General features: G+C 35.0%; 12 protein-coding genes. 6 read left to right on the top strand and 6 right to left on the bottom strand.

The genetic code is table 11. The annotated features are described in order from the left end of the window. Window positions 1–75: 75 nt before the first annotated feature. The 5 genes from mnmG to CJF12_RS14150 all read right to left on the bottom strand — a co-directional run bounded on the left by mnmG (window position 76) and on the right by CJF12_RS14150 (window position 7,861). Window positions 76–1,938, bottom strand: coding sequence for a tRNA uridine-5-carboxymethylaminomethyl(34) synthesis enzyme MnmG (mnmG, locus tag CJF12_RS14170; protein WP_034684545.1), 1,863 nt, complete (start codon window positions 1,936–1,938; stop codon window positions 76–78). A 170-nt stretch (window positions 1,939–2,108) separates the two neighbouring features. Then, window positions 2,109–2,519, bottom strand: a complete 411-nt coding sequence (ybeY, locus tag CJF12_RS14165; RefSeq protein ID WP_034684548.1) for an rRNA maturation RNase YbeY — start codon at window positions 2,517–2,519, stop codon at window positions 2,109–2,111. 4 nt (window positions 2,520–2,523) lie between these two features. Then, entirely contained in the window at window positions 2,524–4,680 is a 2,157-nt protein-coding gene (locus tag CJF12_RS14160) for a patatin-like phospholipase family protein (RefSeq protein WP_034684552.1), read from the bottom strand. 4 nt (window positions 4,681–4,684) lie between these two features. Then, window positions 4,685–7,132, bottom strand: coding sequence for a bifunctional UDP-N-acetylmuramoyl-tripeptide:D-alanyl-D-alanine ligase/alanine racemase (locus CJF12_RS14155; RefSeq protein WP_034684555.1), 2,448 nt, complete (start codon window positions 7,130–7,132; stop codon window positions 4,685–4,687). 141 nt (window positions 7,133–7,273) lie between these two features. Next, the gene (locus tag CJF12_RS14150; RefSeq protein WP_034684559.1) at window positions 7,274–7,861 is read right to left on the bottom strand and encodes a thymidine kinase; all 588 of its coding nucleotides are present in this window, start codon (window positions 7,859–7,861) and stop codon (window positions 7,274–7,276) included. A 61-nt stretch (window positions 7,862–7,922) separates the two neighbouring features. Between CJF12_RS14150 and CJF12_RS14145 the strand changes: the two genes are divergently transcribed. The 4 genes from CJF12_RS14145 (at window position 7,923) to fabG (ending at window position 12,444) form a co-directional block, all read left to right on the top strand. Beyond that, the gene (locus CJF12_RS14145) at window positions 7,923–9,368 is read left to right on the top strand and encodes a ring-infected erythrocyte surface antigen domain-containing protein (RefSeq protein WP_034684563.1); all 1,446 of its coding nucleotides are present in this window, start codon (window positions 7,923–7,925) and stop codon (window positions 9,366–9,368) included. A gap of 8 nt (window positions 9,369–9,376) precedes the next feature. Next, window positions 9,377–10,051: a 16S rRNA (cytidine(1402)-2'-O)-methyltransferase gene (gene rsmI / locus CJF12_RS14140; RefSeq protein WP_034684565.1), complete on the top strand. Its 675-nt coding sequence runs from the start codon at window positions 9,377–9,379 to the stop codon at window positions 10,049–10,051. Then, the gene (locus CJF12_RS14135; protein ID WP_034684569.1) at window positions 10,052–11,524 is read left to right on the top strand and encodes a WG repeat-containing protein; all 1,473 of its coding nucleotides are present in this window, start codon (window positions 10,052–10,054) and stop codon (window positions 11,522–11,524) included. 176 nt (window positions 11,525–11,700) lie between these two features. Beyond that, window positions 11,701–12,444, top strand: coding sequence for a 3-oxoacyl-[acyl-carrier-protein] reductase (gene fabG / locus CJF12_RS14130; protein WP_034684574.1), 744 nt, complete (start codon window positions 11,701–11,703; stop codon window positions 12,442–12,444). Between the two features lie 49 nt (window positions 12,445–12,493). On the opposite strand, the gene CJF12_RS14125 is transcribed toward fabG, so the two are convergent. Beyond that, on the bottom strand, window positions 12,494–13,534 hold the full coding sequence (locus CJF12_RS14125; protein ID WP_034684719.1) for a GMP reductase: 1,041 nt from the start codon (window positions 13,532–13,534) through the stop codon (window positions 12,494–12,496). A 61-nt stretch (window positions 13,535–13,595) separates the two neighbouring features. On the opposite strand from CJF12_RS14125, the gene CJF12_RS14120 reads away from it, so the two are divergent. Together CJF12_RS14120 and CJF12_RS14115 are read left to right on the top strand one after the other, a co-directional pair. After that, on the top strand, window positions 13,596–14,342 hold the full coding sequence (locus tag CJF12_RS14120; RefSeq protein ID WP_034684579.1) for a prolipoprotein diacylglyceryl transferase: 747 nt from the start codon (window positions 13,596–13,598) through the stop codon (window positions 14,340–14,342). Between the two features lie 12 nt (window positions 14,343–14,354). After that, window positions 14,355–14,591, top strand: coding sequence for a hypothetical protein (locus tag CJF12_RS14115; protein WP_034684584.1), 237 nt, complete (start codon window positions 14,355–14,357; stop codon window positions 14,589–14,591). Window positions 14,592–14,593 lie beyond the last annotated feature (2 nt).

Genomic DNA, 14,593 nt, shown 5'->3' with positions numbered 1-14,593 from the left:
GAGATTGAAATAAGCTCATAAATACCTTAATTTTTGCTTTAATTTTACATATGTTTCACGTGAAACATATCTTAATTATCGTCCTAAATAGACCAGTAAAACGTTAATATCGGCAGGGGAAACACCACTTATTCTTCCGGCCTGAGCAATTGTTTTTGGTCTTACATTATTCATTTTTTGTTTGGCTTCTGAAGAAAGACTGGAGAGTTTTATATAATCAAAATCTTCTGGAATTTTGATGTTTTCTAAACGGTTAAGTTTGGCTACATTCTCTTTTTCTTTCTCAATATACCCTTTGTATTTGATATTTATTTCTGCCTGCTCTCTTACTTCATCTTCATATTGAGATGCTTTTTCTTTAATAATATCAATATTTTCAAGTTTTTCCAGCGTAATATTTGGTCTTGTAAGAAACTGAGCAGCTCTGTATGCCTGGTCTACAGGGTTACTTTCTATACTTTCAAGGATAGGATTGATTATTCCCGGCTTTAAAGAAGTTTCGCGTAAAAAGGTCTCAAGTTCTTCACTCTTAGTGATTTTCTCTTCCACTTTTTTCAATCTTTCTTCTTTTGCCAAGCCTAAATTGTATGCTTTTTCTGTTAATCTGATATCCGCATTATCCTGTCTTAGCAATAGTCTGTATTCTGCTCTTGAAGTGAACATTCTATAAGGTTCTTCAGTTCCTTTAGTGATCAAATCATCTATAAGAACTCCGATATAAGCTTCATCTCTATTAAGGATGAACTCATCCTTTTCATGTACTTTATTATGGGCATTAATACCTGCCATAAGACCCTGTCCTGCAGCTTCTTCATAACCTGTTGTACCATTAATCTGGCCTGCGAAATACAAATTATCAATTAATTTTGTTTCTAAGGTATGCTTTAATTGGGTAGGGGGGAAGTAGTCATATTCAATAGCATAGCCCGGACGGAATACTTTTACATTTTCAAATCCAGGAATGTGCTTCATTGCTTTGATTTGTACATCTTCAGGTAATGAAGAACTGAATCCATTGACATAGATCTCTACTGTTCTCCATCCTTCAGGTTCTACAAATAGTTGGTGTCTCGTTCTTTCAGCAAAACGATTGATTTTATCTTCAATACTTGGACAGTATCTTGGCCCTAAACTTTGAATGGTACCATTGAACATAGGGCTTCTGTCGAAACCTTCTCTTAAAATATCATGTACCGTTTCATTAGTGTAAACAATATGACAGCTTAATTGTTTGGTTAATTTAGGGGTATCTAAGTAACTGAATTTATGAGGTTTTTCATCTCCTTTTTGTTCTTCCATTTTGGAATAATCCAGGCTTCTTCCGTCTACTCTCGGTGGAGTACCGGTTTTCATTCTTCCTGCTTCAAAACCTAAAGAAACGAGTTGTTCAGTAATTCCAAATGCTCTCGGTTCGCCCATTCTTCCACCACCTAATTGTTTATCTCCTACATGGATTAATCCGTTAAGGAAAGTACCATTGGTAAGGACTACAGATTTAGCTTTTATGGAAATTCCTAAAGAAGTTACTACTCCTGTTACTTTATTATTTTCAACAATAAGTTGTTTTACCATATCCTGAAAGAAATCAAGATTGGGTGTGTTTTCTAAAGCTAACCGCCACTCTTCTGCGAAAAGCATTCGGTCATTCTGTGTTCTCGGGGACCACATTGCAGGTCCTTTGGAAAGGTTTAACATTTTGAACTGGATAGCCGATTTATCGGCTATAATTCCTGAGTATCCACCCATCGCATCTATCTCCCGAACAATTTGTCCTTTTGCAATACCTCCCATAGCAGGGTTGCAACTCATCTGACCAATCGTCTGCATATTCATGGTAACAAGCAGCGTTTTTGATCCTAAGTTGGCAGCTGCTGCTGCGGCTTCACAACCGGCATGTCCTGCACCAACTACTATTACGTCATATATTTCTGAAATCATTTCTTACCTACTTTTAAGGCTTAAATTTTAATTTTATACTTAATGTTTCACGTGAAACATTACTTACATAATACGGCTTAAATGAGCCTGTATTCAGTGTTTTTACCCTATATAATATCTTTTATTTAAACAAAATATTAAAGGGGAGAAGCTTTAATTAGTGCAAGATATCAGTTTTTATATTTCGCAAGATAAAAGTCTTCTTTATTCCGCATTTCTTCTTCTTCATCTTCTGTTTTATCCTTGTATCCACAAAGGTGGAGAATACCATGGGCCAGAACTCTTCTGAGTTCTTCTTCATAATTTTTGGATAGGGTAGAAGCGTTATCAGAAATGCGCTGCAAAGATACGAAAATCTCTGCGCTTATTGTTTTGCCTTTAACATAATCGAAAGTGATAATGTCTGTGTAGTAATCATGCTGTAAATATTCCTGATTTATTTTTAATAAATATTCATCATCACAGAATATATAATTGATTTCACCTAATTTTTTTCCTTCTGAAAGAATAAGATCTTCCAGCCATTTCGTGTATTCTGTATTCACAGATTCCGGTAGGTTTTCGTAAAAGAACTGTATCATTGTTTTAAAACCAGTGTCCTAAAATAACACTGAATATACCTTTTTGATTATTTTTTAATGAGTGGCTAAAGTTAAGCTTGATCTGCCCGAATGGAGATTTATAACCTGCTGTTATTCCAAGAGAGCTGTAATTAAGTTTTACGGCATCTTCGAAAGTAATATCGTTAGAGAGATTAGCAAAAGAGAAGTTTCCGCTAATGAAATAATTTTTGTTGAATTTAAATTGAACATCATTGGAGATTAGAATGACATTGTTGGTGTTCAGCTGAGCAAAATAAAATCCAGGGAAACTTTTAAAATTAACAACATTCTGTTCAAATATTCCTCCTAATCTGTATTTATAAAATTCAGGCAAGTTCTCACCGATAGTTATTCCGCCATATAAATTAAGACGATAAGTAAATTGTTTCGCGATAGGTATATTAATACGGATATCCGCTTTTACCTGAACCACTCTTTTTTCGAGTTCGGATTTCATAAGGTCAACCACTTTTCCTTCTGCAGAAATAAAAATACCTTTGGTAGGAAAGTCTTTATCATTTTGTGTATCACTTTTTAAGAATACATAAGGATTCAGGAAACGCCCGTTTCTTTTGTTGGTTCCGTTGGCATCTGTACTGAAATAGTCATGGCTTATACCACCACCTACTGCAAACTTATCTCTCCATACAGATTGGATATAAACTTCATTTCTGAACCAATCCCAACTGCTAACCGTGTTATTACTTGTATCTTTTAAATCAAAGCTCATTCCCGAAGAATAAATTCCGAATCCAGGTATATATCCGTTATCGACAAAATAGTTCAGATAATATCGTGGCTTATCACCTACAATAACATCTAATGATAAATTAGAGTTTCTGAATAAGAGCCGTTTTGCAGAATAATTTAATAAGAGTCCTGTTTTGAAAACTTCATCATAATGAAGTCCGAATTTAAAAAAGTGTCGGGCATCATCTTCTGTTACATATAGCTTGAGATAATTGGCTTCATTTTCGGTAACGATATCGTAGTTGATGAATTTATAATTATTTGTTGCGACCAGCTTATCGATCTTTTTGTTGATACTTCCATAGGTTTGTAAAGAGGGTAGACGGAGTCCCATCTTTCCCAGAACGTAGTTTTTACCGTATATTTTGCTTCCAATTAATGAAATGCTATCAATCTTATATACATTGGAATAAATGGGATTTACACGCTGTCTAAGGCGGTCAAACGGGCGCTTGGGAAGGTCATTCAAAATATTCGCATATTTGACACCTTCTGCATAACCGCTATCAAGAATTTTTTTCTTGTCATCATAGCTTGTCGCAGACATACCCTTTAAATTTGGTTTGATATTAATATCCGTGTATTTATATTGACGTCTTGTATCTTTATGGATATTCATATCAATAATCTGATTGAGAATGGCAATAATATTATTTAAGTCTTCTCTTTTGGATAAGTCCTGATTCAAATCGACACCGATAACAATATCAATCCCTTTATCCTTTAATGGCTTCGATGGGTAGTTAACCGTCATGGCGCCATCAATATAAATACTGTCGCCTACCTTTACAGGATCCATCAAAGAAGGAAAAGCAGAACTGGCCATGATAGATTGGACCAAATCTCCTTTTTCAAAAACTTTCATATTCCCGCTTTCCAGATTAGTGGCCACGCACATAAAAGGAATGGGTAATTTTGAAAAGTCTTCGATATTGGAAACATTTTTGAAAAGCTCTTTAAGCAGATACACATTTTTCTGTCCTGTACTGATAGAAGAGGGGAGATTTATTTTTCCATTTTTTATAGGAATTGATAAAAGATACTTATCTACCGATTTATTAAAAAATGTACTTTCCTGTCTGGATTTCGGATCCATAATCAAAGAATAGAAATCTGTATCCATAACAATTTTTTCTATTTCCTTTCCTGAGTATCCCGAAGCATAGAGCCCACCTACGATGGCTCCCATACTGGTCCCGGCAATATAATCTACCTTTACTCCTAATGAGTCTAATACTTTGAGTACTCCAACGTGAGAGAAGCCTTTAGCTCCGCCTCCGGCAAGAGAAAGTCCGATTTTTGGATTTTTCGGAATTACCAATCCTTGTTTCACCTGCGACTGCAATAAAACGAGTTGGAATACGAGTAAAAGAATCAGGAGTTTTCTCATAAATTTAATCTTTAATATAAATCCGCTTCACCCGGGGTGCTATGGATGTTAATACTTCGTAGGTTATGGTTTTGCAGTATTCTGCAAATTCTTTTAGACTTGGTTTTGCATTGAAGATGGTTACCGTATCACCTTCGGCGGCATGAGGAATATGGTCTACATTAATCATCATCATATCCATACAGATACTTCCGACAATTGGGGCAAGGGTTTTATGTACTCCAACACTTCCGACTTCATTTCCTATTAATCTTGGAATTCCATCTGCATAACCTACAGGAATGGTCGCAATTCTGGTAAGATGATCTGTTTTGTATTTTCTGCTGTACCCTACAGATTCTCCATTTTCCACGGAAGAGATCTGAGATATGACAGTTTTAAAGCTGACACATGATTGCAGCTGTTTTTGAACTTCAGGAAAAGGAGATTCGCCAAGCATTCCAATTCCAATTCTGACCATATCATACTGATGGTCTGTATAAACGGTTATTCCGGATGAATTTAAAATATGGCGGATAGGTGTATAGCCAATCGCATCAATCAGATGCGTTGAGTTTTTATCAAATATTTCCAACTGACTGAATGTAAATTCTTTTTCAGAAGATACATCAGAAGATGATAAATGACTGAAAATACTTTGAATTTTTACATTTTTATTCTTTAATGTTTCACTCAGCTGATCCAGTTCAAACCCTTTAAAACCAAGTCGATGCATCCCTGTTTCCAATTTGATATGAATAGGATATTTTTTATCATATCCGGATCTTTGAACAGCATCATAGAATAATTCCAATACCCTGAAGCTATAGATTTCAGGTTCCAGGTTATATTCTATAATAGCATCGTAGCTGTGCTGTTCAGGATTCATCACTACAATAGGGGTGGTAATTCCTTTTTTACGCAGCTCTACTCCTTCATCGGCATAAGCAACTCCTAAATAATCAATATGGTGATGTTGTAGAAATTCTGAAATCTCATAGCTTCCTAATCCATAAGCATTGGCTTTAACCATGGCCATCATTTTAGTTTCTGGCTTTAGCAAAGACTTATGATAATTGATATTATGAAGAATAGCATTCAGATTAATTTCTAAAACCGTATCATGTTTTCTGAGTTCAAGAATATCTTTAAGCTTTTCTATCTCAAATTTTCGGGCTCCTTTAAGCAGGAGAATCTGATTTTCAATATCTGTAAGATGTTTACTGTCAATTAATTCCTGAGTACTAATGAAAGTAGAAGTTTTAGATTTGAAAAGATTGCTGAACTTAGTGATTTCATCGCCAACCAGGAAAACCGAATCAAATTTCTGCTCATTGACGAGATCAGAAACTTCTTCATAGAGCTCCTGGGAGTTGGAATTTACTCCAACGATATCGGTTAAAACAAGAGACTTTTTTGGTTTATTGTATTCGTTCAGAAATTGTAAGGCCGTTTTCAGGGAGTCCAGATCCAGGTTAAAGGAATCATTGATTATTATATTATTTTTATTCCCTTCAATAGCTTCCAACCGCATTTCAATAGCTTTAAGAGCATTGATTTTTTCAATAATCTTATTATTATCGATATTCAGTTCCTTAAGAACTGTAATAAGCGCTAATGCATTGGTAAGGGTAGCCTCGTCTCGTTGTTGTACGGGGAAGGAAATTTCTTCGTCCAAATAGTCGACAATAATAGTTTCGTCCTTGGAAATATTATTTTTAATAAAGACCTGATTTTCTTTTTTTAAACCGTAGGAAATTAATTTTTTACTAGAATATAATTCTTTAATTTTTTGATCAACTAGGGAATGATCTCCATTGTAAATAATGACTTCAGAATCTTTGAAAAGTTGGATTTTTTCATCGATCAGTTGATCTTCAGATTGGAAATTAGCAGCATGTGCCGTTCCAATATGGGTGAGAAGACCAATCTGGGGGTGGAAAATATGTTCCAGCTTTTCCATTTCATGGGGATGGGAAATTCCGACTTCAAAAATTCCCAGCTCATAGGAATCATTGATCTGAAGTAACGAAAGGGGAAGGCCTATTTGAGAATTAAAACTTTTAGGACTTTTTACAGTTGGAAATTCATTCCACAGGCATTGGTACAACCATTCTTTTAAAATAGTCTTTCCATTGCTCCCGGTAATCCCTATTGCTTTCAGATGGGAGTGTTCGAAATGATATTTTGCCAGTTTTTGAAGAAAATCAATGGAACTATCAACAATAATCCAGGTAATGTTTTCAAACTTTGGATGTTGATGTTCTGAGATGATAATATTAATTCCTCTGTCAATCGCAGATTCTATAAATTTTTCTCCGGAATTTTTAGAAGTATTAATGGCGATGAAAGCAGTGTTTTTGGTTGAATAAATGATTCTGCTGTCATAGGCTATATTTTTGACAATAAGATCCTTGTCTCCAATAACTTGTGCATTGGTGATTTGTGCGATTTGGTTTACTGTATAGTTCATTGGTGCCTTTCTTCTTTGTTTAAGGCGAAATCATTAAACTGTAAAATCGTAAAATTGTTGATCTATAAAATCAATTTAGCCGTTCTGCGATTTCGCAACTCTGCGATTTTACTGTTTCGCAATTTCGCCTTTATAATTTTATTATTTCTTTTTTAAAAGTACTTCATCAATAAAAACACGACGGCTCACAGCTTCATAGCTTTCCGTTTCTCCAAGTTCCACTAAATTATCCCCCTGGGAAGTTCTCATAGAATAATTGGCGAGATTACCGGTTCTTTTACAAATAGCGTGCACTTTGGTTACATACTCTGCAGTGGCCATTAAATTAGGCATAGGTCCGAAAGGACGGCCTAAAAAGTCCATATCTAATCCTGCAATAACTACCCTGATTCCACTATTTGCCAGCTGATTAGCAATTTCAACAATGCTTTCATCAAAAAACTGAGCTTCATCGATTCCTACCACATCGCAATTCGACCCTAACAAGATAATTTCGTTAGGATTTTCTACCGCAGTACTTCGGATTTTATTCTGATTGTGTGAAACCACATCTTCTTCAGAATATCTCGTATCAGTTTTTGGTTTAAAAATTTCCACATTCTGCCCTGCCATTTCTGCTCTTCTCAGCCTTCTGATCAACTCTTCGGTTTTTCCGGAAAACATTGAGCCACAAATAACTTCCATCCAACCGCTTTGTTTGGAGTGATTAATTGTATTTTCTAAAAACATTTGTTAAATTAGCCGTAATATTTTAACATCAAAAGTAAGCAATTTTTAACAAGAATCTTATATGCAGAATATCCAAGATTTAAAGGAAAAGATTTTTTTTGAATCCAAGAATATCATTGATATTCTGGAAAAAATAAACAATGTTGACGAATTACTTTCCAAGCAAGATCTTGTAGATGAGCTTGCTAACAGGATTTCCTTCTTAAGATTGTTGGAGAAGAACATCGAGTACTTTATACCCAATACTTCATCACAAAATACAGAGAATCAAATTAATAATTCTTTTGTAAATAATGAATCGGAATCTCAGGATTCCACCCATGAAGTAACCGAAGAAGAAGCTATTTTCAATAACGAGCTCAATGAAATTGATGAAAATGAAACCTCAGAGTTTGAGAATAATGATTTTTCTGAAAATGCTCAGAAAGAAAATCTTAATGCTGAAACAGGAGAAGAAGAAGCCATTTTTGATCATCAGCTAACGGAAATCGTAGAAAGCGAGTTTCACGAAAATGTTGTGAATTTGGCTGAAGAAGGACAGAGCTCTGAACAGGAAATCGCAGAAAATATTTCGAAAGAAGTTTTAGATACTCCAATGGAAGAAGAAGTTATTTTCACAAATCAGTTGAATGAGATCAGTGATTTTGAAAATGAGCCTTCTGACTATCAGGAAAGCAGTATGAATTCTTTCGATGAAGAAGAGCAGATTCAAAATGACATAGAGGAGACTGTACATGCCGAAGATGAAACCATCGTTTCTAATGAAAAGGAGGAAATCACAGAGACCGAGGAAATAATTCCAAGTATTTTTGACAGTGAGGTTCTGGAAGATGATGAAATTCTGATTGAAGAAAATGAAGAACAATTCATAGCTTCCAGTGTAACGATTGAACAGGGTGAAATGGCGATGGAAACATCGAATATGGAAAACATCCTGAACGAGATAAAGAATGAGGCCCAGACTGAAGAAAAACAAGAAGAATTGGAGGCTTCTCATGAAGCTGATAAAAGAAAGATTGTTGAAATAGAGACGGAAAGAGAGGAGATTGAAAAAGATACATATCCTTCCGATCAGAGTTTTGAAAACCTCGAAGCTTATAATCAGGAGAAAAAAATAAAACTGGCCAATATTAAAGGATTAAAAAGTATTCAGTCATTATTTGATGATGATCCTTTAGAAAGAGGAGCTGCTCAGGAAAAGCCGGAATCTTTTATTAAAGAAGATAATGGAAGTCTTTTAAAGACCAATATTCCAACCAATTTCATGGAGGCAGAGAAAAGCAAACCTGAATTCAGATTGGATCTTAATGACAGAATTGCATTCTCAAAAATGTTGTTTGGCGGGAGTCAGACAGATTTGAATGATGTGATCTCAATGTTAAACAGTTTTAAAACTTTAGAAGAAGCTAAAGAATATTTAAGTGATTTATATTACTCTAAAAACTGGAGAAAAGTAGATGAATATGCCCAAAGATTATGGGTATTGGTGGAAAATAAATTCTTATAATTTAAATTTTGAGCGGAATCCTATATTTTGTTCCTACCCCTGTAGGGAACTTGGAAGACATGACTTTCAGAGCCATTAAAGTACTGAAAGAAGTTGACTATATCTTATGTGAAGATACCAGAACTTCCGGAATTCTTTTAAAGCATTTCGAGATTTCTAACCCATTAAAATCGTATCATTTACATAATGAACATCAGGCAACGGAAAAAGTGATTTCTGACCTTAAAAGCGGTCAGAATGTAGCAATTATTACGGATGCAGGAACACCTGGTATTTCAGATCCGGGGTACCTGTTGGGAAAAGCAGGAGCTGATCATAATATTGAGATGATCTGCCTTCCAGGTGCGACAGCTTTTGTACCTGCCCTGGTTGTTTCCGGGCTTCCTAATAATGAATTTCTGTTTGCGGGTTTTCTTCCTCAGAAAAAAGGGAGGCAAACAAAGCTGAAGCAGCTTGCAGAAGAGAAAAAGACCATCGTTTTATACGAGAGTCCACATAAAATAAACACAACACTGGAACAGATTAAAGAGTTTTTCGGAGAGCATACGAAAGTAAGTTTAAGCCGCGAAATTTCTAAAAAGTTTGAGGAAACCAAAAGAGGAACAATCAACGAATTAATCGAATTTTCTAAAAGTAAAACTTTAAAAGGGGAAATTGTTCTCATTGTGAATAATTCTATTTAATTGAAAAAGTTAATTTTTATATTACTTTCATCAGTCTGTATTGCACAAAAGACTGATCAGTATAAACAGATCTTATTATCAAAACAATTGGGTAAAGAAGTGCGTTTTTACTCAAAAGGATACGGAATCATTTCTGAAACAGCAACAACCAGTATTGTAGACTCTTTGGGTACTATTACCTTTACCTATCCATTTAAAAGTGAGATCTCCCGATTAACAAAAAATAGATTTATTCTAAAGGTTAAAGATGGTGATTCCAATGGAAAAACAGCTTTAATTGACGAAGGTGGAAAGCAATTAATACCGCTCGATAACTTTAAGTTCAGGACCTGGGAAAATAAAGAACGGATGATCTATTCCAAAGGCGGAAAAGATGGAGTATTTGATTATAACGGGCAGCAGATCATTCCTTTTTCAGATAAAATAGATTTTGCCAGTGATAAAAGATTCTTTGTAAAAACGGGTGGAAGCTGGTTTATTTACGATTTTGACGGCCAGAAGATTTCCGATAGGGAATTCAAAGACAATCTTCATTTTTATAAAGGAAGAGCCTACCTAAACACAGGACCTAAAAAAGGAGAAGTGGTAGACAACAACGGAATAACCATTACTTCTATTTCTAGCCATGAGATTGACGGAATTATCTCTTATCCTTTAATGGTTACTAAAAATACTCCTAAAAGAAAGTTTGGAATCATCGATGAAAATGAAACGGTTCTCGTGGATGAAATATATGACCAGGTCTTTGTAGGAACGGAATACATTTATCTGGAAAAAGATAATAAGATAAATATCTTTTCAAAAAAGGAAAGAAAGATATATCCTACTCAATTTGCGTACGTAAATCATTTATTCAGCGGACTATTCAGAACAGTACCGGACAACAAAAACCCTAAAATTGCGGTTATCAGAATGAATGGAGAAACTGTGTTGCCTCAGGAATACGATGATGTAGATGCTGTAAAAATTTCAGGAGAAAACTATATTTATCTTAAAAAGAATAAGGATAGAATACTTTTGGATAAAAATTTGGAAAATGTTTTGGAGGCAGGATATGAAGTACAGAGAATTTTCCCTAACAATGTCATCCTTAAAAAAGAAAATACATTTTATAGATTTTCACCAAAAAATAAGACCTATACAGAATTGGAAAATATTGCTTCTATAAAACAAGGGGTACTTTTACCGGGATTAATCTATAAGAACACGGAAAATAAATATGGAATGATGGATGAGGAAGGTAATGAGCTTATTCCTGGTATCTATGACGACATGGTTACTTTTCTTTCTGCCAATGAAATTGTGGTGCAAAAAGAAAATAAATTCGGGGTTAGTAATTTTAAGAATGAACCCCTAAAAGAAGTGGCCTATGATAGCTATTCTTCAGATAGAAAAGGGTTGAAACTTATCAAGGATAAAATCGCAGAATATGTATATTTTACCTATTCTGATGATAAAACAATATTGGAATAAGATCTCTACATGATAAATAACAGACAAAATTGTAGTCGATTTTATAGATTAAGAATGCTTTGAATAACAAATTATAATATCTTTGCGAACTATTTATTTTGTCAAATTGAAATATAGTAAATTAGCCGTCAATCAATTGGTTAGTTTATAGAAAAAGAAAAATAATTGTCATAGATATGAAACTATTAGAAGGAAAGGTAGCGTTAATTACCGGAGCTACAAGAGGAATCGGAAAAGGAATTGCAGAAGTTTTTGCTCAGCAGGGAGCAAAAATAGCATTTACCTATGCAGGTTCTGTAGACAAAGCAAAAGAATTAGAAGCGACTTTAAGTTCTTTAACTCAGATTAAAGGGTACCAATCTGATGCATCAGATTATGATGCAGCTCAAAAATTGGTTGATGATGTAATGGCCGAGTTTGGGAATATCGATATTTTAATTAACAATGCGGGAATTACAAGAGACAACCTTTTATTGAGAATGTCTAAAGATGATTGGGATACTATCATGAGAGTAAATTTAGATTCTGTATTCAACCTTACAAAAGCGGTTATTAAGCCAATGATGAAGGCAAAAGCAGGTTCTATCATCAATATGACTTCAGTAGTTGGAGTAAAAGGAAATGGAGGTCAATCTAACTATGCTGCTTCTAAAGCAGGAGTTATAGGATTTACAAAATCTATCGCTCTGGAATTAGGGTCAAGAAATATCCGTTGTAATGCTATTGCTCCAGGATTTATTGAAACAGAAATGACTGCTTCTTTAGATGAAAAGACACTCAAAGCATGGAGAGATGGAATTCCGATGAAAAGAGGAGGACAACCTCAGGATGTAGCTAATGCCTGCGTATTCCTGGCAAGCGAATTATCGACATATATTACAGGACAAACGTTGCATGTAGACGGAGGAATGTTAACATAAACATACAAGAGGCTGTCCGACTTTTCGGACAGCCTCTTTATTATGTATTTTAATCTTTAAAAATTTGATTCTCCTGCTCCTGAACCCTTATAAAAGTTGTTCTTTTAGAAAGCTCTTTGAGTTTGGAAGCACCTACATAAGTACATGTAGATCTTACACCGCCCAATATATCTTTTACTGTTTCTGAAACCGGACCTTTGTATCCTACTTTTACCGTCTTGCCTTCTGAGGCTCTGTACTCTGCAACTCCACCGGAATGCTTATCCATTGCTGTTTTAGAACTCATTCCGTAGAAAAGACGGTATTTCTTTCCGTTTTCTTCAATCATCTCACCGCCACTTTCATCATGTCCGGCGAACATTCCACCTAACATTACGAAATCGGCTCCCCCACCAAAAGCTTTAGCTACATCTCCCGGAACCTTACAGCCCCCATCTGCGATAATATGCCCGCCAAGGCCATGAGCAGCATCAGAGCATTCAATAATAGCAGACAACTGAGGATAACCTACTCCTGTTTTGACACGGGTTGTACATACAGAACCAGGACCAATCCCTACTTTTATAATATCTGCACCTACTAAAAGAAGCTCTTCCACCATTTCTCCTGTCACTACATTTCCAGCGATAATAATTTTATCTGGAAAATTAGCCCTTGCCTGCTTCACAAAACCAACAAAATGCTCGGAATATCCATTAGCTACATCTATACAGAGAAACTCTATTTTTGGGTGTTTTTCGAGGATTTGTCTCAATTTTTCTTCATCAGCTTTGCCGGTTCCTGTACTTAAAGCAATATATTGATAGATGCTTTCAGGCTGACTTTGTAAGAACTGACTCCATTCATCAATGGAATAATGTTTATGAACAGCCGTGATAATTTTATCTTTTGCCAGCTCTACTGCCATTTCGAAAGTACCCACTGTATCCATATTAGCAGCAATAATAGGAGTTCCTTTCCATTTCTTTTTGGTATGACGAAAGGTAAACTCTCTTTCCAAATCAACTTCAGACCGGGATTTTAAGGTTGATCTTTTTGGGCGGAACATTACATCCTTGAATCCCAATTTGATATCATATTCAATACGCATTTTGTAATTATTTAGAAGAATAAAATTAGCAAATATTATTAAATATAGTATTTTTGAAGGCATGGATTTTCCCGTTACTTTTCAAATCTTTGGTAAAACCGTTCTTGCACATCCGCTTTTTGAAGCGATCGGGATGTTTATGGGAATGCGGTATTATTTTTATTTAAAAAGAAAAGCTCCGGAAAAGCTTTCCTTTAATACTTCCGCAGCAGTACTTATAGGAGCTACAGCAGGAGCGTTGTTTGGGTCAAAGCTGATTGGAAATCTTGAAAATCCATATACTTTTTTTGAAGGCGTATCTATCCGGAAAATCTGGTCTAATAATACGATTGTAGGCGGGTTAGCTTTTGGCCTGATGGGAGTAGAGTTAGCAAAAAAGATAGTCAACCATAAGGAAAGTACAGGAGATTTGATTGTTTATCCTTTGATACTGGCAATTATTATCGGGCGAATAGGCTGTTTTCTTACGGGAATTTACGAAGAAACATATGGGTTGCCTACAGATTCTGTTTTTGGAATGCATCTGGGGGACTCCTATTTGAGACATCCGGTTGCATTGTATGAAATTGTATTTTTAATAGGATTATGGTTTGTTTTAAAGAAGATACAGAATAAACGAATATATCCGTCCGGTTTTATATTTCAGCTTTTTATGCTCAGTTATTTTACCTTTAGATTCTTTCTTGATTTTATAAAGCCACGGGTAGAAATTGTAGGAAATCTGGGAACGATTCAATTGCTGTGTATATGTGTAATTATTTACTACATTTATAAAATAAAAAGCACCCAACCTTTAAACTCATATTAAAAATATTTGAAAATGAAACCTTTAACTCTTTTAGAAGGCGGCAATTTTGTAGGACTAGTAGCTATGATCATTGCGATCATTATTTTTGGAGCATTATTTATTTCTTTAATCATTACCGTATTTGTCAAATTCATTTACGAGTTAAAAGATGGAAGGAAATTTTCAAAAAAACAATTTATACAAACCATGATTATCAGTTTGCTGATGTGTGGTTTAATAAGCGGATATATTTGTGGAGGAGGATTTTAAAC

Source organism: Chryseobacterium piperi (assembly GCF_002285635.2).
In the GTDB taxonomy this organism is placed as follows: Bacteria; Bacteroidota; Bacteroidia; order Flavobacteriales; family Weeksellaceae; genus Chryseobacterium; species Chryseobacterium piperi.
The sequence above is the reverse complement of the archived record's forward strand: the minus strand, read 5'-3'. Positions and strand labels throughout refer to the sequence as shown.